At 64.5% G+C, this 20182-nt stretch carries 20 protein-coding genes; 6 read left to right on the plus strand and 14 right to left on the minus strand.

Annotated elements, in window-relative coordinates; genetic code table 11:
• Positions 1–33 precede the first annotated feature (33 nt).
• From acuI to PI87_RS16835, 3 genes are read left to right on the plus strand one after another with little or no spacing between them, the layout of a single operon-like run.
• Positions 34–1050 (plus strand): acrylyl-CoA reductase (NADPH), encoded by a 1017-nt coding sequence (gene acuI / locus PI87_RS16825; RefSeq protein WP_039598856.1) that lies wholly within the window; start codon positions 34–36, stop codon positions 1048–1050.
• Between the two features lie 59 nt (positions 1051–1109).
• Positions 1110–2987 (plus strand): M61 family metallopeptidase, encoded by a 1878-nt coding sequence (locus PI87_RS16830; RefSeq protein WP_039598893.1) that lies wholly within the window; start codon positions 1110–1112, stop codon positions 2985–2987.
• A 12-nt stretch (positions 2988–2999) separates the two neighbouring features.
• A complete protein-coding gene (locus PI87_RS16835) occupies positions 3000–5216 on the plus strand; it encodes an FUSC family protein (protein WP_039598857.1) in 2217 nt (738 codons plus the stop codon).
• Between the two features lie 271 nt (positions 5217–5487).
• Here the strand turns inward: PI87_RS16835 and PI87_RS16840 are convergent, their stop codons facing one another.
• The 10 genes from PI87_RS16840 to rpe all read right to left on the minus strand — a co-directional run bounded on the left by PI87_RS16840 (position 5488) and on the right by rpe (position 14379).
• Complete coding sequence (locus PI87_RS16840) at positions 5488–6156, minus strand: hypothetical protein (protein WP_039598858.1); 669 nt, start codon at positions 6154–6156, stop codon at positions 5488–5490.
• Between the two features lie 547 nt (positions 6157–6703).
• Complete coding sequence (locus PI87_RS16845) at positions 6704–7495, minus strand: uracil-DNA glycosylase (protein ID WP_039598859.1); 792 nt, start codon at positions 7493–7495, stop codon at positions 6704–6706.
• Positions 7492–8151 carry a CYTH domain-containing protein gene (locus PI87_RS16850; protein ID WP_039598860.1) on the minus strand — a complete coding sequence of 220 codons (660 nt, stop codon included), beginning with the start codon at positions 8149–8151 and terminating at the stop codon, positions 7492–7494. The genes PI87_RS16845 and PI87_RS16850 overlap by 4 nt, the downstream gene beginning before the upstream one ends.
• 3 nt (positions 8152–8154) lie before the next feature.
• Complete coding sequence (gene trpC, locus PI87_RS16855; RefSeq protein ID WP_039598861.1) at positions 8155–8958, minus strand: indole-3-glycerol phosphate synthase TrpC; 804 nt, start codon at positions 8956–8958, stop codon at positions 8155–8157.
• Between the two features lies 1 nt (position 8959).
• On the minus strand, positions 8960–9997 hold the full coding sequence (trpD, locus tag PI87_RS16860) for an anthranilate phosphoribosyltransferase (RefSeq protein WP_039598862.1): 1038 nt from the start codon (positions 9995–9997) through the stop codon (positions 8960–8962).
• Between the two features lie 18 nt (positions 9998–10015).
• Positions 10016–10453 carry a lysozyme inhibitor LprI family protein gene (locus PI87_RS29125; RefSeq protein WP_442965496.1) on the minus strand — a complete coding sequence of 146 codons (438 nt, stop codon included), beginning with the start codon at positions 10451–10453 and terminating at the stop codon, positions 10016–10018.
• The gene (locus PI87_RS16870; protein WP_039598864.1) at positions 10450–11019 is read right to left on the minus strand and encodes an aminodeoxychorismate/anthranilate synthase component II; all 570 of its coding nucleotides are present in this window, start codon (positions 11017–11019) and stop codon (positions 10450–10452) included. The genes PI87_RS29125 and PI87_RS16870 overlap by 4 nt, the downstream gene beginning before the upstream one ends.
• 16 nt (positions 11020–11035) lie before the next feature.
• A complete protein-coding gene (trpE, locus tag PI87_RS16875; RefSeq protein WP_039598865.1) occupies positions 11036–12565 on the minus strand; it encodes an anthranilate synthase component I in 1530 nt (509 codons plus the stop codon).
• 360 nt (positions 12566–12925) lie between these two features.
• Positions 12926–13657, minus strand: coding sequence for a phosphoglycolate phosphatase (locus PI87_RS16880; protein ID WP_039598866.1), 732 nt, complete (start codon positions 13655–13657; stop codon positions 12926–12928).
• Positions 13654–14379 carry a ribulose-phosphate 3-epimerase gene (gene rpe / locus PI87_RS16885; protein WP_039598867.1) on the minus strand — a complete coding sequence of 242 codons (726 nt, stop codon included), beginning with the start codon at positions 14377–14379 and terminating at the stop codon, positions 13654–13656. Before rpe ends, PI87_RS16880 begins: the two co-directional genes overlap by 4 nt.
• 142 nt (positions 14380–14521) lie before the next feature.
• On the opposite strand from rpe, the gene apaG reads away from it, so the two are divergent.
• Entirely contained in the window at positions 14522–14896 is a 375-nt protein-coding gene (gene apaG, locus PI87_RS16890) for a Co2+/Mg2+ efflux protein ApaG (RefSeq protein WP_039598868.1), read from the plus strand.
• On the opposite strand, the gene PI87_RS16895 is transcribed toward apaG, so the two are convergent.
• The gene (locus tag PI87_RS16895; protein ID WP_039598894.1) at positions 14897–15139 is read right to left on the minus strand and encodes a hypothetical protein; all 243 of its coding nucleotides are present in this window, start codon (positions 15137–15139) and stop codon (positions 14897–14899) included.
• Between the two features lie 81 nt (positions 15140–15220).
• On the opposite strand from PI87_RS16895, the gene mltA reads away from it, so the two are divergent.
• Positions 15221–16363, plus strand: coding sequence for a murein transglycosylase A (gene mltA / locus PI87_RS16900; RefSeq protein ID WP_039598869.1), 1143 nt, complete (start codon positions 15221–15223; stop codon positions 16361–16363).
• Positions 16364–16372: 9 nt separating this feature from the next.
• Here mltA and paaK read toward each other — a convergent pair whose 3' ends face one another.
• The 3 genes from paaK to paaG all read right to left on the minus strand — a co-directional run bounded on the left by paaK (position 16373) and on the right by paaG (position 19011).
• Positions 16373–17677, minus strand: a complete 1305-nt coding sequence (gene paaK / locus PI87_RS16905) for a phenylacetate--CoA ligase PaaK (protein WP_039598870.1) — start codon at positions 17675–17677, stop codon at positions 16373–16375.
• Between the two features lie 72 nt (positions 17678–17749).
• Positions 17750–18211, minus strand: a complete 462-nt coding sequence (gene paaI / locus PI87_RS16910) for a hydroxyphenylacetyl-CoA thioesterase PaaI (protein ID WP_039598871.1) — start codon at positions 18209–18211, stop codon at positions 17750–17752.
• A gap of 11 nt (positions 18212–18222) precedes the next feature.
• Entirely contained in the window at positions 18223–19011 is a 789-nt protein-coding gene (gene paaG, locus PI87_RS16915) for a 2-(1,2-epoxy-1,2-dihydrophenyl)acetyl-CoA isomerase PaaG (protein ID WP_039598872.1), read from the minus strand.
• A gap of 116 nt (positions 19012–19127) precedes the next feature.
• Here paaG and PI87_RS16920 point away from each other — a divergent pair, with 116 nt between their 5' ends.
• Positions 19128–19904, plus strand: a complete 777-nt coding sequence (locus PI87_RS16920; protein ID WP_039598873.1) for an enoyl-CoA hydratase — start codon at positions 19128–19130, stop codon at positions 19902–19904.
• Positions 19905–20182 lie beyond the last annotated feature (278 nt).

Genomic DNA, 20182 nt, shown 5'->3' on the forward strand with positions numbered 1-20182 from the left:
ATTACAACAATCACAACACCATCGGAGACCTTCATGTCGTTTCGCGCGCTGATGCTGAAAAAACAGGACGGCGGGCCGCTGGCCCACATCGTGGACCTCGATGATGCGGCGCTGTCTTCGCCCGAGGCGCGCGCCAACGACGTGACCGCTGGTGACGTGCTGATCCGCGTGGACTGGTCGACCATCAACTACAAGGACGGCCTCGCCATCACCGGCCGCGGCCCCGTCGTGCGCAAGTGGCCGATGGTGGCCGGCATTGACGGTGCGGGCGTGGTGCTGGAGTCGTCGCATCCGGGCTGGAAGACGGGCGATGCGGTGGTGCTCAACGGCTGGGGCGTCGGCGAGGCACACTGGGGCTGCCTCGCGCAGCGCGCACGCCTGTCGGGCGACTGGCTGGTCGCGTTGCCGGCGGGGCTGGACGTGCGCCAAGCCATGGCGATCGGCACGGCGGGCTACACGGCGATGCTGTCGGTGCTCGCGCTGGAGCGCGCTGGCGTGAAACCGGGCGACGGCGAGGTGCTGGTGACGGGCGCGTCGGGCGGTGTCGGCTCGGTCGCCATCGCGCTGCTGGGCAAGCTTGGGTATCGCGTGGTCGCCTCCACCGGTAAGACGAGCGAGGCGGATTTCCTGCGCGCGCTGGGCGCCGCCGATGTAATTGACCGCGCGGAGCTGTCCGCACCCGGCAAACCGCTGCAGAAGGAGCGCTGGGCCGCGGTGGTCGACTCGGTCGGCTCGCACACGCTGGTCAATGCCTGCGCGCAAGTGCGTTACGGCGGCGTGGTCACAGCGTGCGGGCTGGCACAGGGCATGGATTTTCCGGCCACCGTCGCGCCGTTCATCCTGCGTGGCGTGACGCTGTGCGGCATCGACAGCGTGATGGCGCCGCGTGCGTTGCGCCAGACAGCGTGGCAACGCCTGGCCACTGATCTGCTGCCCGATCGCCTGGAGGCCATCACGCGTGAGGTGACGCTCTCGGAGGCTATCGACGCGGCGCATGACATCATGGCCGGCAAGATGCGCGGGCGCGTGGTCGTCGACGTCAACCGTTAGGCGGATTTCCGGACGATTTGCTTTCGGCAGCATGGGACGGCAACGCTACAATGTCCGCCATGAAGCCGATCCGCTACACCATCGCCCCCGCCGCGCCCGAGGCGCACGTTTTCACCGTCACCGTCACGGTCGATTCGCCTGATCCACAGGGACAGCGCTTCTCATTGCCGGCGTGGATTCCGGGCAGCTACATGATCCGGGAGTTCGCGCGCAACATCGTGCGCATCGAGGCATCGTCGGGCGATCGGCCGGTGCGCCTGACCAAGGTCGATAAGGACACCTGGTGGGCCACGCCGTGCAGCGGGCCGCTGACGGTTTCGTATGACGTCTACGCGTGGGACCTGTCGGTGCGGGCCGCGCACCTGGACGCCACGCACGGCTTCTTCAACGGTACGTCGGTCTTCCTGCGCGTGGAAGGCGCCGACGACCAGCGCTGCCTGATCGACATCCAGCCGCCGGCCGGCGACGCCTACCGAGGCTGGCGCGTTGCCACCGCACTGCGCGAGGCCACGGGCCGCATCCAGGGCAAGGCTGGCGCCAAGCGCTACGGCTTCGGTTGGTACGAAGCCGCCGATTACGACGAGCTGATCGACCACCCCGTCGAGATGGGCACCTTCGAGATGGTCTCGTTCGAGGCCTGCGGTGCGCAGCACGACGCCGTCTTCACCGGCCGCGTGCCCAACCTCGACCTGGAGCGCATCGCCCGCGACTTCCAGCGCATTTGCGAAGCGCAGATCCGCCTGTTCGAGCCGCAGACGGCCACGGCACCGTTCCTCGACAGCAACCGCCGCTACGTCTTCATGACGATGGTGACGACCGATGGCTACGGCGGCCTGGAGCACCGCGCCAGCACCGCACTGATGTGCGCACGCGGTGATCTGCCCGTAACCGGCCGCGACGAGACCACCGAGGGCTACCGCACCTTCCTCGGCCTCGTCAGCCACGAGTATTTCCACACCTGGAACGTCAAGCGCATCAAGCCGGCCACCTTCGTGCCGTACGCGCTCGACCGCGAGGTGCACACGCCGCTGCTGTGGCTGTTCGAAGGTTTCACCAGCTACTACGACGACCTGATGCTGGTGCGCTCGGGGTTGATTTCCGAGGCGCAGTACCTGGAGATGGTTGCCAAGACCTGGAACGGCGTACTGCGCGGCAGCGGCCGCCTGAAGCAGAGCGTGGCCGAAAGCTCGTTCGACGCGTGGACCAAGTACTACCGCCAGGATGAGAACGCCCCCAACGCCATCGTTAGCTACTACACCAAGGGTTCACTGGTGGCGCTGGCACTGGACCTGACGATCCGCACGCAGACCGATGGCGCCACGTCGCTCGACGACGTGATGCGCGCCCTGTGGGTCACCTACGGCCGCGACTTCTACGCTGCCGGCCACGCGCAGCGCGGTGTGACCGAAGCCGGGCTGATCGCCCTGATGGAAGAGGTCACCGGCCTGCGCCTGCGCACACTGGTGCGCCAACTGACCGAGGGGCGCGATGATCCGCCGCTGCCGGCGCTGTTCAAGGCGATGGGCGTGAGCGCCACGCGCAAGGCGGCCGAGACGGCGCTTGCCCTGGGCGTCAAGTCTGGCGCCGAGAACGGTTTCGTCAAGCTGCAGCAGGTGCTTGACGGCAGCCCGGCACAGCGTGCCGGCCTGTCTGCCGGTGACCTGATCGTTGCCGTGGACGGCCTGCGCGTGCCGGCCGGCCAGCTCGACAAGACCATGGCGCGCCATCGTGCCGGCGATACGGTGTCCGTGCATGTGTTCCGTCGCGACGAGCTGATGGCGTTGGACGTCACGCTCGCCACCGACGCCACGCCGCAGTTCACGCTGGCACTGGCGTCCGATCCGTCGCCGCTGCGCTCGGCATGGTTGGGCAAGCGCGCCGCTGGCCGCAAGGTTGTGCGTGATGCGCGCGCCGCACGCGGCAAGTCGGTCGCCTGATCTGCGCAGCCGATGGACTACGCCCACGATCCACGCACCTTCCTCTACAGCCACTACGTATCGCGCGGCATCCGCACCGCCACCGGCGTGATTGGCCTGACGCTGCTCGCGCTCTCGGTGATGGAGCTGCAGGGCGCGATGGTGGTGTCGATCGGTGCGCTGTGCACCAGCCTGATGGACTTGCCCAGCCCGCTGCGGCACAAGTTCAACGAGATGATGGCGTGCGTGCTGCTGACCACCGCCGTCACCTTTATCGTGGCGGTGGCGACACCCTATGCGGTTCTGCCGGTGGTGATCGTGCTGGTCACCTTCCTGGCCGGGATGATGGTGGCGTACGGCAACAAGACGATGCCGCTGCAGTTCGCGGCGCTGTTCGTCATGACGCTCACCTTTACTGAGGAATTCGCCTTCCGCGAGGCGGTGGAGCACACCGCGCAGTTCTTCCTCGGCGCCATGGGCTACATGGCTTTTGCGATGGCGGTGGCGTGGGGCCAGCGCCGCCGCATCAAAGAGCAGGTGCTGGCCGAGTGCCTGTACGAGCTGGCCGTCTATGTGGAGCGCAAGGCCGGCTTTTACGACGCGTCGCAGGATTTCGACGATCAGTTCAACGCGCTGGTGCGCCAGCAGATCTCGGTGGCCGACAAGCAGCAGGTGGCGCGCGACTTCGTCTTTCGCGACAACCGCACGGCCAGCGACGGACGCCTCGTGCAGATCCACATGCGGATGCTCGACATCTACGAGTACCTGCTGTCGTCCAACACTGACTACCCGCTCCTGCGCCAATGGCTGGCCGATGCCGAAATCCTGCGCCTGCTGCACGGGATCATCGAACGCCTGCGCCAGGACATCGAAGGCGTTGCCTATGCCGTGGGCCGCGACCGTCCGTCGCCCACGCCGATGTCGTACGAGCAGGAGATGGCCGCCATCGATGCGGCGTTTGAGGAGGTGCAGCACGGTCACCACGGGATTCCAATCGAGGCCATTGCCGCGTTAGAGGAATCGATTGCCACCGTGCGTGGTGCCATCCGCCTGATGGCGCAACTGCACGCGGCCACGGCCACGCCGGTTGAGCTGTCCAAGGTGCTGCTGCGCCCGGACATGACGCCGTTCCTGACGCGCCAGAAGTACGAGCTGCGGCTGGTGCTGGAAGAGCTGACGTGGCGCTCGCCGGTGCTGCGCTTTGCGCTGCGCATCTCGATGGCGGTTGCCGCGGGGTTGTGGATTGCCGACCATCTGCCGTACACGTCGCACGGCTACTGGGTCTTGCTGACCATCGTCGTGATCCTCAAGCCGACCTTCAGCATGACGCGCCAGCGCAACTTCGACCGGGTGCTCGGCACGCTGATCGGTTGCGTGATTGCAGCGGTGATCCTGCGGTTCACGCACTCGACGTGGATCCTGATGGGCGTGCTGTACCTGTCCACTGCCGCCAGCGCCGCATTTGTCACCATCAAATACCGCTATACGGCCATCGCTGCGTGCGTGCAGGTGCTCATCCAGATCAACCTGCTACTGCCGGGCAGCAAGGGCGCCATCGGTGAGCGGCTGGTCGACACGCTGATCGGCGCGGCCATCGCCACCGCCTTCAGCTACGTGCTGCCCGCCTGGGAATACCGCAACCTGCCCAAGCTGGTGGATGACGTGCTGCGCACCAACCGGCGCTTTATCGAGGCCGCGCGTGATCTGTTGCTCGGCACGCTCAAGGATGATTTCGCCTACCGCGTGCAGCGCAAGCAGTACATGGAGTCGCTCACCGGGTTGATCTCCGCCTTCGCACGCATGCTCGACGAGCCCAAGAGCCGCCACCGCGCTGTGGATAACCTCAACCGCTTCATCGTGCAGAACTACCTGGTGGCCGCGCATGTGGCCGCCGTGCGCATCCTGGTGCGCCAGCGCACGCAGGAGCTGGACGAGGCCGACACGCGCGCCCTGGTTGAGCAGACGGTTGAATCCGCGCTGGAAAGTCTGACGCGCGCCAAGGAGCGCTTCGATCAGGCGGTGCATGAAGGCGGCTGGGGTGTGCGCCCGCGTGACACGCAGGAACTGGGCGCCGCCGATTTCGCTGATCAGGCTGCGCGCTCGCGCATGGTCGATGCGGCGACGGAGTCGGATTCGCTGTCGGCGATGCACCTGCTGGAGCGGCGCCTGCAGGCGCTGCGGGCGGATACCGCGAAGATTGCGCTGCGGTGTGGGGCGTTGGGGCGGGCGCTGCGGGTGTCGGGGGATTGAGTCTTCAGCTTGGCTGCGGCCTCGAATTGAATCTCTCTGCTTTGCAACACACAGCTGCCGCACCTACGATATTCAGCCCGAAAAGGGGCCGATGCGTATTATGCAGAGCAGCGTTGGCGTAGCAAGATGCGACCGCATGTGCCTATCGATTAGGTAGGCGTGCCCACGCCTTATCCCGTGGGGGCGCGGGCAACTCAACAACTGAGTGTTCAAACGCGCTCGGACTTGAATTGTGTGGAGCGCCTTTGGTGACGTGAAGGTTAGCCCATGGCTATGATCGCGCCTCTACGGCACAACCAACAACAGTCGTTTGATCGGATGGCATCGACAAGCACTGAAATGCACCGCCACGATTAAATGAAGAAACCAGTTTCCCGATAGTCGGATCATCATCACCTCTCATCAGGCTAAGGGTCGCCAGGAAATCGGTGTTGGCTTTCTCGTCCTGGTCACGGTTCAGCATGGTATTGACTACGCCCACTGCGCCGATGAACCGCATAAGGTTGATGGGGTCCGATCGATCACCCATGATGGCAATCTTCGTCACATTGCCCGAACTATTGGTGGAGAGAACGAGGGAAAGCTTGCTTTGGAATTTTCCATTAGCCAAATTCAGCTTCTTCAGCTCGGCTATTCCATGCTGGAATCGCGTGTCATTAAGCGTCACGGCGATTCCGTCCTTCGTTTTACTCATCCGCTTTATAGTGTCACCACCGTCAGCCTTCGTGAGTTCGTCGTATTGCGCTCGAAATGTGTCAGGGCTAAGGTCAGCCCAAACATCGACTGGCGATGTGTTGGCGGTAGTATTTGCAATCGGCGAGGGATTAGGCTGCGGCGCAGGCGATGCTACGACATCTGGTTGAGCGCTTGGGGAAGCGGCGGTTGTCTTCTCAGATTTGCCGCACGCACTCAGTGTAGCGACTACCGCAAAAATCAGCATAAATGTTCTCATGATCTCCCGCAGGCTGGCTGTTTTATCGAGCTATTGTGAATCGCATGGCATACTGCGAAGAGTGGTCGGCAGTATGTTCTGTAATTTACACAAATTATGCGAACTGGTGGGAGGCATGAGGTCAATTATCTTGTCATCTGCTATCTAGGTTATTGGTTTTTTATGCAAATCGGATTATTGACTTCATGAAATCGTAGTGGTTCGTAGTGGTTCGTAGTGGTTGGGGAATGCGATGTGTTCCTGAAGTAGACTGTGACTCAAGCTCGTCTGGTTGACATATCGATCAGCTATCAACTGCATCCGCCTGCGGAAAGCACCTGCCCCTATAAAGAAGGATCATTCTTTCGCAAATTACCCGCTGAAGGTATCCAAGGAGCGCCCACTCTATCTCATTTGTGTCGTCGCTAATTTGGGAAGCAGGTAGTCGGCGAGCATCCGCTGGTCGTTGGTAGACAAGCCAAAGATGATGCGCAAGCGCAGCCTACCTAGATAGGCAATGCTGATTGGGTAGTGGCAAGGTTTGAGACTTACACCGTTAACCCGCTTGCGGCTTCAACCAATCAATCGTCGGTTGGCTCTGCGCCGCCAGCCACTCATTGGCCGTCTTGAAATGCCCGCATCCCAAAAACCCGCGATGCGCTGACAACGGCGATGGGTGCGGCGCCTCCAGCACCAGATGCCCCTCCGGTAGCAGCGCGCGCTTGGCTTGCGCATGACTGCCCCACAGCATGAACACACGCTTGTGGCCGATGCGTGCCAGATGCGCCAGCAGGCCATCGGTGATGCGCTCCCAGCCGCGTTTGGCGTGGCTGGCTGCCTGGCCTTGCTCAACCGTCAACACGGTGTTGAGCAACAGCACGCCTTGCTGTGACCAGCCCTCCAGATTGCCTGACGCGCTCGGCACCTTCTGGCCGAACTCGGCTTCGATTTCCTTGTAGATATTGCGCAGGCTTGGCGGCACACGCACACCCGCCGGCACCGAGAACGCCAGCCCGTGGGCTTGCGGAATCTCGTGGCCATCCACGGTGCCCGTGCCGTGATACGGGTCCTGGCCGAGGATGACGACGCGCACATCGTCCACCGACGTCAGGTGCAGCGCACGAAACACGTCGGTCGGGAAGATCGGCTTGCCTGCCGCGCGTTCGCCATCGACGAACGCACACAGCTCATACCAATTGGTCTGTGCGATGCAGGGCGTGAGGAGGGTTTTCCAGTCCGCGGGCAATGCATCGAACTGCTTGGCAAGCGGGATGAACTCACCTGCGGGTGTTTCTGCGGCAGGCTCGTCGAAGAGGGCGCTTTGAGCAGGATCGGCGCGACGCTTCATGCCTGGCCTCCGGTGACCTTCGCACGCAATTGATAGCCGCGCTGTGCCTTGCTGATGTCGAGCGGCGCCAAGTTCGGCACGGCGACGCGCAGTGTTTGCGTCCAGGCGTGCAAGCGCTGGGCAATCGCGTCTTCGCTGAGCGTGCTGCCGGCGGCCGGTTTCCACTCCAATTCCAACTCGTCGATGGGCTCGCGCGCGTCGGTGCCGGGGATGAGGATGGCGCCGGCATCCAGCGCAATCTCAATGTCGCCGCCGTCCGCTGCCACGTGCCAGAGGCGACGCTTGAAGTCGGTGCGGAACAGCGGGGCAAGGTGGTCGGCGTGCGGGCGCACATAGTCCGCAGCTTCGGCGGCGTTGTGGGCGACGAAGGCGTCAACCGACAGCGCATCGCTTTGCAGCGGTACTTCCCATTCGTGGCGGGCGCTCAAACCGGCCGTACTCACTGCTGCGGTTTTGAGCGTCTGCAGCCATTGGCTGCCATGCAGACGTACGCGCAGCGCGGCGCGGTTGCGCGCCAGTACCTGGTCGGGCGTGTCGTAGTAGACGTTCGCCAATTCCACCGAGCCAACTGCCTGGGCGTGCGTATCCAGCCAGCCGACCAGCGCGTCGTGCGCGCCGGCCGGCACGGCCAGCTTCAATTCAATTTCGCGAGCCATCGATCAGGCAAACAGGCGGGCCAGTTCGGCGCCCGGGTCGTCGGCGCGCATGAAGGCTTCACCGACCAGGAAGGCATTGACGGCTGCGGCGCGCATCTTGCGCACGTCGTCCTGCACGAGGATGCCCGATTCGGTCACGACGATGCGGTCGTCCGGCATGTGCTTGAGCAGGCTGATTGTGGTGTCAAGCGACGTTTCGAACGTGCGCAGGTTGCGGTTGTTCACGCCCACCAGCGGCGTTTGCAGGCGCAGCGCGCGGTCCAGCTCATGGCCATCGTGCACTTCCACCAGCACGTCCATGCCGAGTTCGAGCGCGCAGGCTTCGAGTTCAACCATCAGCCCCTGATCCAGCGCGGCGACGATCAGCAGGATGCAGTCCGCACCCCACGAGCGCGCTTCGTACACCTGGTACAGGTCGACCATGAAGTCCTTGCGCAGCGCCGGCAATGTGCAGGCGGCGCGGGCTTCGCGCAGGTAATCAGCGTGGCCCTGGAAGAACTGCTCGTCGGTCAGGACGGACAGGCACGCGGCACCGTGCTCCGCATAGCTGCGGGCGATGTCGGCGGGCTTGAAGTTCGGGCGCAGCACGCCCTTGGACGGCGACGCCTTCTTCACCTCGGCGATGACGGCGGCGTGGCCGGCGGCGATCTTGTCGCGCACCGCCTTGGCAAAGCCGCGGGGCCCGAGGGTGCTGTCGGTGCGGTTCGCTTCGGCCTCGGCGCGCACGCTGGCGAGATCACGGTGCTTGCGCGCAGCGGCCACTTCTTCGGCCTTCACGGCCAGGATTTTCTGCAGGATGTCGGACATATCAGGCCTTGAACTTGTTGGTCACGCGCACGAGTTCGTCGAGCTTGGCGCGCGCCGCGCCGGAAGCGATGGCTTCGCGCGCCAGCTTCATGCCGTCGCCAATCGAGCCGGCGATGTTGGCCGCGTACAGCGCTGCACCCGCGTTGAGCGAGACGATCTCGCGCGGCGTGCCCGGCTTGTTCTCCAGCGCCTCGATCAGCATGGCCTTGGATTCTTCGGCGTCGGCCACCTTCAGGCTGCGGTTGGAGACCATCTGCATGCCATAGTCTTCCGGGTGGATTTCGTACTCAGTCACCACGCCATCCTTCAGTTCGCCGACCAGCGTGGCGGCACCGAGCGACACCTCGTCCATGCCGTCCTTGCCGTAGACCACCACGGCGTGCTTCGCACCCAGGCGCTGCATCACGCGCACCTGGATGCCGACGAGGTCCGGATGGAACACGCCCATCAGGATGTTCGGCGCACCGGCCGGGTTGGTCAGCGGCCCGAGGATGTTGAAGATCGTGCGCACGCCCAGTTCCTTGCGGATCGGCGCGACGTTCTTCATGGCCGGGTGGTGGTTGGGCGCAAACATGAAGCCGATGCCCGCCGTCTCAATGGATTCAGCCACCTGCTCGGGCGTGAGCATGATGTTCACGCCCAGCGCTTCAAGCACATCGGCGCTGCCCGATTTGGAGCTGACGCCGCGTCCGCCGTGCTTGGCGATGCGCGCACCGGCCGCGGCCGCCACGAACATCGACGCGGTGGAGATGTTGAACGTGTTCGCACCGTCGCCGCCCGTGCCGACGATGTCGACAAAGTGGTTCGACACCTCGGCCGGTACCTCTACTTTGGTGGCGAATTCGCGCATCACGGTGGCAGCGGCCGCGATTTCGCCGATGGTTTCTTTTTTGACGCGCAGCCCCGTGGTGATGGCGGCGGCCATGACGGGCGACATCTCGCCGCGCATGATCATCCGCATCAGGTGCAGCATTTCGTCGTGGAAGATCTCCCGGTGCTCGATGCAGCGGGTCAGTGCCTCTTGCGGAGAAATGGTCATGATGGTGTTCTTCCGTATTCAGTTGGGCGCCGGAGCTGCGGCCGGGGTTGCCGGTGCTGCAGCCTCGCGCAAGGCGCCGATGCGCTCACGCGAGAGGTCGGCCTCGCACGCGGCTTCTGCCAGGTCGGCATCGGGCGTGTTGCGGGCCAGGCGGCGGGACAGGTCGCATTCGGCCTGCCGATAGAGTTGATGTGCGCGCACGGTGCGGTCGAAGGCCATGGCGGCACCGCGGTCCGTGCCGTTGTTGGCGGCGATGCGGGCGCGCAGGGCGGTGCGGCGTACCGATTCCGCGGAGGCCAACTCGGTCTGTGCAGCCTTGCGTGCGGCCTGCACGCATTGGGAGACGTTGCTGGCCTGGGCGGCGCGGCAGGCGTCCAGCGTACCGGCCATCGCCGGCAGGCTGGCCATCATCACTGTCATCGTCACCAGCGCAACCGCACACGCGCGGCGCATCAGACGCGTTCCTTCAGGAAGTTGCCGAGCAGCGCGTGGCCGTGCTCCGACAGGATCGATTCCGGGTGGAACTGCACGCCTTCGACGGGCAGCGTCTTGTGGCGCACGCCCATGATTTCGCCGTCTGCCGTCCAGGCGGTCACTTCCAGGCAGTCGGGCAGCGTCTCGCGCTCGATCGCCAGCGAGTGATAACGCGTCACCTTGAAGTGGCGCGGCAAGTTGGCGAACACGCCCACGCCAGTGTTTTCAATGGTGTCGACCTTGCCGTGCATCACCTTCTGCGCGCGGATCACGCGGCCGCCGAATGCGTCGGCAATCGCCTGATGCCCCAGGCACACGCCCAGGATGGGCACGCGCCCCGCAAAGTGCTTGAGCGCCGGGACCAGGATGCCGGCTTCCGTCGGCGTGCACGGGCCCGGTGAGAGGCAGATGCGTTCCGGGTTCAGCTTCTCGATCTCTTCGATCGTGATCTCGTCATTGCGAACCGTGCGGACATCCTGACCCAGCTCGCCGAAATACTGGACGATGTTGTAGGTGAAGGAGTCGTAGTTATCGAGCATCAAAAGCATGTTGGGCTCCTTAACCTTAGAAATCGGCGTCGAGGCCGTCTTGCACTTGCTCGGCGGCACGCAGCACGGCGCGCGCCTTGTGTTCGGTCTCCCTCCATTCGGCATCCGGGTCCGAATCGGCGACGACACCGGCGGCGGCCTGCACGTACAGGTTGCCGTCCTTGATGATGCCGGTGCGGATGGCGATCGCCAGATCCATCTCACCCGAGAACGACAAATAGCCCACCGCGCCGCCGTAGATGCCGCGCTTGACGGGCTCCAGCTCGTCGATGATCTCCATCGCGCGCACCTTGGGCGCACCCGACAGCGTGCCGGCGGGGAAGGTCGCACGCAGCACGTCCATGTTGGTCATGCCGGGTTTCAGACGCCCCTCGACCGAGCTGACGATGTGCTGCACGTGGGAATACTTTTCGATGACCATCTGGTCGGTCACCTTGACCGAGCCAATTTCAGCGATGCGGCCGATGTCGTTGCGCGCCAAGTCGATCAGCATGACGTGCTCGGCGATTTCCTTCGGGTCGTTGAGCAGCTCGGTGGCGAGTTCAGCGTCGCGTTCGGGTGTGCTGCCGCGCGGGCGGGTGCCGGCCAGCGGGCGGATCGTCACGATGCGGGCGGACTCATCCGCGCCGTTGCCATTCTCGACAGCCGGCACACGACGTTCTTCTTGCCGCACCAGGATTTCCGGCGACGCCCCGACGATCTGCATGTCGCCGAAGTTGTAGAAGTACATGTACGGCGACGGGTTCAGCGAACGCAGCGCACGGTACAGCGACAGCGGCGCATCGCGGAACGGCTTGACCAGGCGCTGGCCGACCTGCACCTGCATCATGTCGCCCGCGGCGATGTACTCCTTGGCCTTGAGCACTGCGGTGATGTAGTCGGCCTTGTCGAACTCGCGGATGGTGTCGGTGCGCACCGATGCGGAAGTCACCGGCACATCCACCGGCTGGTGCAGCTTGGTGCGCAGCGCGCGCAGGCGCTGCTTGGCGCGCGAGTAGGCCTCGGGCTTGGACGGATCGGCGTAGACGATCAGGTAGAGCTTGCCCGACAGGTTGTCGATCACGGCCAGCTCTTCGCACAGCATCAGCTGGATGTCGGGCAGTTGCAGATCGTCGGGCGGGGTGGTCTCAGCCAGGCGCGGCTCGATGAAGCGCACGGCGTCGTAGCCGAAATAGCCGGCCAGGCCGCCGCAGAAACGCGGCAGGCCCGGGCGCAGCGCCACTTTCTGGCGGCGCTCGAACGCGGCAATGAACTCCAGGGGGTTGCCCTCGTGCGTCTCGACGACCTTGCCGTCGGTCACGACTTCCGTGTGATTGCCCTTCACGCGCAGCAGCGTGTGCGCGTGCAGGCCGATGAAGGAATAGCGCCCAAAGCGCTCACCGCCCACCACCGATTCCAGCAGGAAGGTGTTCGTGCCGCGGTCGTGCGACTGCGCCAGCTTCAGGTACAGCGAGAGCGGCGTCTCCAGGTCGGCCAGTGCCTCGGCAATCAGCGGAATGCGGTTGTAGCCCTGGTCAGCCAGCGATTTGAATTCGAGTTCGGTCATGAGCGGTCAGGTCAGTGCGCCGAATAGGTGTATGCCCATCGGCATGCGCTCGCTCCACGGCAAACGCAGTTGTGCCGTCGGAACGTTAGCAGAACATCAGCGGTGGGAACGCAAAAAGCCGTGCGGTCCCGCAAGGGTCGTCCGCAAGCCAACGGGATGGCCAACGGAAGACCGGCGGGCGGTCAGCGTTTGGGGCGGGAGATACAGCGGTGGTTCAGGCAGAGTGCGCCGAAACCGGGGAAGAACGATCAGCAGCCGTGCAAACGCTTACGCCCGAGCGAGGGCGTGCCAGGGTCGCCAGGGCCAGGCCCCCCGGTCACCACGAGCGAAAGTGCGTTTGCGATTCAGGAACATGGATCGTCAGTTGGAAGCGGCAGAGACTGCGTTGTGTGGCTCTGCATGAGGCCGGATCAACTCGGCTGCCGCAAAAAGTGTGTCGACTATAGCATCGGCCCCGGCGTGCTGTATAGGCTGGCCGTGGTTGTAGCCATACGGCACCGCCAGCACACGCATGCCGGCGGCACGTGCTGCGCGGGCGTCGTTTTCCGAGTCGCCAATCGCCACAACTTCAGCCGGATTCACGCCAAATGCCTCCGCCACCCGCAGCATGGGGTACGGATCGGGCTTGCGGTAGGGGAAGGCGTCGCCCGGGTAGACGAGGTCGAAATAGGTGTCCAGACCGAGCTGCGCCAATAGCGGCTGCGTGAAATCGTGCGGCTTATTCGTCACGCACGCCACGGCGAGGCCCATGTCGCGAAGCGCCGCCAGCCCCTCGCGCACGCCGTCGTAGACGTTCACATATTGGCCGTTGATGGCGATATAGGCGCGCTGATAGGCGTCCAGCGCTTCAGCGAAGCGGCTGTTGGCTTGCGCGGGCGGCAGGCGCGCGTCGAGCACACGCCGCACGAGGTTCTCCGAACCCTTGCCGACGTAGCTGACGACTTCGTCGATCGACATGTCCGGCGTGGTGCCGAGCGCTTCCAGCATCGCGTTGATGGCGGCGTGGAAGTCGCCTGCGGTGTCGACCATCGTCCCGTCCAGGTCGATGATGACGGCGCGGACAGGGCCGCTCGGCAGGGCGCTGATCGTCATGCCAGGCTGGCCAGCGCCTGGCGCAGCGCGCCCACGGTGCCGCGGTAGCCGCCGTCCGCATCCGGCTTGCCGAAGACGGCCGAACCGGCGACGAAGGTGTCCGCGCCAGCCTTGGCAATTTCAGCGATGTTGTCGGCCTTCACGCCGCCGTCGATCTCCAGCAGGATCTTGCGGCCTGTCTTTTCCTGGTACGCATCCAGCTTCTGGCGCACGGCGCGCAGCTTGTTCAGCGCTTCCGGAATGAACGACTGGCCGCCAAAGCCCGGGTTGACCGACATGATCAGCACCATGTCCAGGCGATCCATCACGTGGTCCAGGTAGTGCAGCGGCGTGGCCGGGTTGAACACCAGGCCAGCTTTGCAGCCGTTGTCGCGGATCAGCGCCAGCGAGCGGTCGATGTGTTCGGATGCTTCCGGGTGGAAGGTGATCAGATCGGCGCCGGCCTTGGCGAAGTCGGGAATGATGCGGTCCACCGGGCTCACCATCAGGTGCACGTCGATCGGCACCGGCTTGCCATCCTTCTGCGCATGCGGGCGGATGGCCTCGCACACCAGCGGGCCGACGGTCAGGTTCGGCACATAGTGGTTGTCCATCACATCGAAGTGGATCCAGTCGGCGCCCGATTCGAGCACGCGGCGCACTTCTTCGCCCAGGCGGGCAAAGTCGGCGGACAGGATGGATGGGGCAATGCGGAAACCGGATGGGTCGATGGCGGCAGACATGATGGGAGGCGAATAAGGCGCAAGAACGCAAAGAAGGCCGCCATTTTAGCCGGTTCAGCCAACTGATCGACGGCCCCGGCCCGTGCCTTGCCGCTGCCACGGCCATGCCGCACAATGGGCGCCATTCTTATAGTGGATCGTCATGCCGAGCTACGAACTCACCGTCCAGGTCCGGGCGCGCTATCTGCCGGAGCAATCCGAGCCGGAACAAGGCAACTATGCGTTTGCCTACACCATCACCATCCGCAACACCGGCGACGTGCCGAGCCAACTGATCTCACGCCACTGGGTGATTACGGATGCCGACGATCAGGCGCAGGAAGTCAGTGGCCTGGGCGTGGTTGGCCACCAGCCCCTGCTGCCGCCGGGCGAGTCTTTCGAGTACACGAGCTGGGCGACCATCAAGACGCCCGTGGGCACGATGCGCGGCGAATATTTCTGCGTGGCAGAGGACGGTCACCGTTTTGAAGCGCCGATCCCCGAATTTGCGCTGGTGATGCCGCGCATGCTGCACTGATCAGGAAGCGTCAGGCTTGGCCGGCTGCGAATCTTTTGGCGCGGCCTCGGTCGATTCCGAAGGCTTGGCGCCTCGGTCATGACTGCCCTGGCGCGACGGATGCTCAGGCGGTGCGCGCAGCGGGCGCGGATGTTTTTTGGCGCCGGACATGGTCCAGATCACGATGAAGATCAGCAGGAACAGCGCCACGCCGGCCTCCAGGCCGAACAGCATCATCGGATGGTTTTCAAAGAATTCGCTCATGGTCGAGGCAAAAAGCGTGGGTGCGGGCATTGTAGCCAAGCCCGCCCCACCCATCGAACGGCCGGACAGGATGAAACAGGCATGACAGCAGCAACCTTGGATGCATTGACGCCAGCCCGCACTGCCCCTCGGCGCGGATGGGGTGGACTGGCGGCCGCGCTGGTCGCCGTCTTGCTCGCAGCGTGTACCAGCGGCCCGCCGCCGCGCGTCGAAACGCCACAGCCGCCTACCGGCGCCCTCGGCGGTCATCTGGACCAAGCCAATTGGGCTGACGTGGCAGGCTGGACGACAGACGACCTCGCCTCTGCCTGGCCCGCACTGCAATCGAATTGCCAGGCCATGAAGCGCCGCACCGAATGGGCACGCGTGTGTGCCGCCGGCCTGATGGTCGACGCCGGCGACCCGATCGCCATGCGCGTCTTCTTTGAAGAGAACTTCACGCCGTATCGCGTGGTGAAAGACGACGGCACCGACAGCGGCCTGGTCACCGGCTATTACGAGCCGCTGCTGCGCGGTTCGCGCACCCGCCACGGCATCTATCAGACGCCGCTGCACCGCATGCCCGCTGCATGGCGGGGCAAGACGCTGCCCGCGCGCGCGCAGTTGATCCACAGCCCAACGCTGCAGGGCCAGGAAGTGGTGTGGGTGGATGACCCGGTCGAGGCGGCTTTCCTGCAGATCCAGGGCTCGGGCCAGGTCCAACTGGAAGAGGGCGGCATCATGCGCCTGGGTGTGGGCGGCACCAACAATCAGCCGTTCCGTTCGTTCGCGCGCTGGCTGCTCGACACCGGGGAAATCACCCCCGCGCAGGCGACCATGCAAGGCATCAAAGCGTGGACACGCGCCAACCCGGGCCGTGTCGAAGAAATGCTCAACATCAACCCGCGCTACGTCTTCTTTGCGGAAACCCCCGGCAACACGGGTGGGCCCATCGGCAAGCTGGGCGTGCCGCTGACGGATGAGCGCTCGATTGCGGTAGACCCGACGTACATCCCGCTTGGCTCACCGGTGTTCCTGTCGACCACCAAGCCGCTGTCGACCGAGCCGATCCAGAAGCTGGTGTTTGCGCAGGACGTGGGTTCCGCCATCCGTGGTGCCGTGCGCGCCGACTATTACTTCGGCCACGGAGATGCCGCTGGCGATCTGGCCGGGCGGATGAAGCAGGCCGGCCGGCTGTGGGTGCTGGTGCCAAAGGGTGGCAGCGTCGGCGTCGCCACCCGTTAATCGCGGGGACTAACCGCGCCGCAAGTCCACCACGCGGCGTGCCTTGCCGACCGAGCGCTCGATCCCGCCGGCCGCCAGGATCTCGATCGTGGCTGTCACGCCGATCAGCGATTTGATGTCGTGCGCCAACTGGCTGCTTGCCGATTTGGCAGCGTCCGCCGAGGCGCCCAGCGCTGCCTCGATCCGCACCGTCAACGTATCCAGCGGCCCCTCCTTGGCGAGCACGCACTGGTAGTGCGGCGCCAGTGCTGCATGCTTCAGGATCAACTCTTCGATCTGCGACGGGAACACGTTCACGCCGCGCACGATCATCATGTCGTCGCAGCGGCCGGTGATCTTTTCCATGCGGCGGAAGCCCGGGCGCGCCGTGCCGGGCAGCAGGCGCGTCAGGTCGCGCGTGCGGTAGCGCACCACCGGCATTGCTTCCTTGGTCAGTGACGTGAACACCAGCTCACCGAATTCGCCGTCGGGCAGGACTTCGCCGGTGTTCGGGTCGATGATCTCCGGGTAGAAGTGGTCTTCCCAGATGGTCGGGCCGTCCTTGGTTTCGGCGCATTCGCTGGCCACGCCGGGCCCCATCACCTCCGACAGACCATAAATGTCCACCGCTGAGAGCCCCATGCGCGCTTCGATGGCGGCGCGCATTTCCGGCGTCCACGGCTCGGCGCCGAAGATGCCGATCTGCAGGCTCGACGTGGCCGGGTCCATGCCTTGCCGCTCAAACTCATCGGCAATTGCCAGCATGTAGCTGGGCGTCACCATGATGATCTGCGGCTGGAAATCGCGGATGAGCTGCACCTGCCGCTCGGTCTGCCCGCCGCCGAAGGGGATGGCCGTCAGCCCCGCGCGCTCCACGCCGTAGTGCGCACCCAGGCCGCCAGTGAAGAGGCCGTAGCCGTAGCTCACGTGGACTTTGTCGCCGCGCTGCGCACCCGCCGCACGAATCGAACGCGCCACCAGCCCAGCCCACGTGTCGATGTCGCCCAGCGTGTAGCCCACCACGGTGGGTTTGCCCGTCGTGCCGGAGGACGCGTGGATGCGCGCAACGCGATCCTGCGGCACCGCAAACATGCCGAACGGGTAGTTGTCGCGCAGATCGCTCTTGGTCGTGAACGGAAACTTCGCTAGGTCGGCCAGCGACTGCAAATCCGACGGATGCACGCCCGCCGCGTCGAACTTGGCCCGGTAGGCGGGCACGTTCTCGTATGCGTGGGCCAGGCTGTGCTTCAGGCGTTCAAGCTGCAGCGCCTGGATGGCGTCACGGCTGGCAGTCTCGATTGGATCGAGCGGCAGGTCGGTCGAGCGGGGGCGCATGCGGGTCTCCTCGGGGCGCCTTTGTACGGCGTCCTCTTTTGGCGCAATCGGGGGCTCTATATAGAGGGTGAACTAAGGCTCTGGACTGTTGGGATCAGGAATAACGTGGCCGCGAATCTGCGCAGACTTGCCGCGGAACATCGCGACCACCTCGCCGGTTTGGTTGGACACGCGCACGTCGTACACGCCGTGCCGGCCGGACAGGACCTGCTCGGTCGCTTCGGCGGTGAGCACATCGCCGCCATGCGCTGGGCGCAGAAATTCGACGCTGCAGCCGGCCGCCACCGTGTTGTGGTTGTGGCTGTTGCAGGCAAACGCAAAGGCCGAATCGGCCAGCGTAAAGATCAGCCCACCATGACACGTGCGGTGCCCGTTGAGGAATTCAGGCCGTACGGCCATGGATAGACGGGCGTAGCCGGGCGCGACCGCCTCCACGTGCATGCCGAGCCAGCGGGTGCAGGCGTCAGCGTCAAACATGCTTTTGCAGGCGGCTTCGGCCAGTGCCTGTGCATCGTGGAGGGCAGTTTCGGTCACGCTGGGCTCCCTTATTCGCCGGTGAAGTGCGCGGGGCGCTTATGGAGGAAGGCGTTCACGCCCTCCGCGTAGTCGTGGGAGTTGCCCAGCTCGCGTTGCAGGTCGCGTTCCAGATCAAGCTGCGCATCGAGCGACTGCGTAGGCGCCGCATGCATGGCGCGCTTGATGGCGGCCAGCGCCCGCGTCGGCTGCTTGGACAAGTGTTCGGCCATGGCCGACACCTCGGTCATCAGGATCTTGGCATCGTGATAGACGCCCCAGATCAGCCCCCAGGACAGTGCGGTCTTGGCGTCGAGCTTCTCGCCCAGCATCGCCAGCCCCATCGCCCGCGCCACGCCGATGCGCTGGGGCAGGAACCACGTACCGCCCGAATCCGGCAGCAGCCCGATCTTCACGAACGCCTGCAAGAAGCAGGCGCTTTCCGCCGCCATCACGATGTCGCACGCCAGCGCCAGGTTGGCGCCCGCACCGGCCGCCACGCCGTTCACCGCAGCAATCACCGGCAGGGGGAGGGCGCGCAGGCGACGCACCAGCGGGTTGAACTGCTCGTCGATAAGTTGGCCCAGATCGGTCATCTGCCCCGGCGTGAAACTGAGTTCGGCGAGATCCTGCCCCGCGCAGAAGCCGCGTCCGGCACCGGTCAGGATCAACGCCCGCGCGTGCTGGCGCTCCACCTTGTCCAGCGCATCGCGCAATTCCTGGTGCATGCCGGCCGTGAAGCTGTTGAGCTGGTCGGGCCGGTTCAGCGTGATGGTGGCCACGTGATCGTGCCAGTCGAGCAGAATGGTCGGGCTTGTCATCTTGTCTCCTCCTCGGTCTTGAACCGACTCATGATCTTGCTGAGCGGGTTCACAGGTTGATTGATTAACCGACCGGTTGGTCGGCTAATATTACATGCATTCCAACTGGAGCTTCCATGTCCTACGAAAACATTCTGGTCGAAACGCGCGGTCGTGTTGGTCTTGTGACGCTTAACCGTCCCAAGGCACTCAACGCGCTCAATGATGCGCTCATGGATGAGTTGGGCGCTGCGCTGCTCGCCTTCGATGCGGATGCCGACATTGGCGCCATCGTCATTACCGGCAGCGAGAAGGCGTTCGCGGCAGGCGCAGACATCGGCGCCATGGCCGAGTACGACTTCGCCACGGTCTATAAGAACGAGTACATCACCCGCAACTGGGAAACCATCCGCCGCATCCGCAAGCCGGTGATCGCCGCGGTGGCCGGCTACGCGCTGGGCGGCGGCTGCGAACTGGCCATGATGTGCGACATCATCCTGGCCGCTGACACCGCCAAGTTCGGTCAGCCCGAAATCAAGCTCGGCACCATGCCTGGCGCCGGCGGCACGCAGCGCCTGCCGCGCGCAGTCTCCAAGGCCAAAGCCATGGATCTCTGCCTGACTGCCCGCATGATGGGCGCCGAAGAAGCCGAGCGCGCGGGTTTGGTCTCGCGCGTCATCCCCGCCGACAAGCTGCTCGACGAAGCCATCCAGGCTGCCGAGACCATTGCCGGCTTCTCCCTGCCCACGGTCATGATGATCAAGGAGTCGATCAACGCCGCTTACGAAACCTCGCTGACTGAGGGCGTGCACCTGGAGCGGCGCCTGTTCCACGCGACTTTCGCCACGGAAGACCAGAAAGAGGGCATGCGCGCCTTCGTGGAAAAGCGCGCGCCGGCCTTCAAGCATCAATAAACAGAGTCGGACGGGGTGATCTAGGGAATACCCGAGTATTGAGCTTGGGTATCCTGAGCGTCATTTTTGAGCCGTTTTAAACCTGCAATCCCAGTCCCAGTCTAGGTTGGCGAGCATTCTTCATGGTCTCGTCATCAGTTGGTCATGAGAAAGGTGTTGCCAAGTGCGGGAAACCTCCCTATAGTTCGCCCCTCGCTGCACGACACAGCGCCGAAACGAAAGCGACGGTGGCGGTGTTGAAGCGGTGGAGAAGTAGAAGTGGTGCGGGTTTCCGGCCG

Source organism: Ralstonia sp. A12 (genome assembly GCF_000801955.1).
In the GTDB taxonomy this organism is placed as follows: domain Bacteria; phylum Pseudomonadota; class Gammaproteobacteria; order Burkholderiales; family Burkholderiaceae; genus Ralstonia.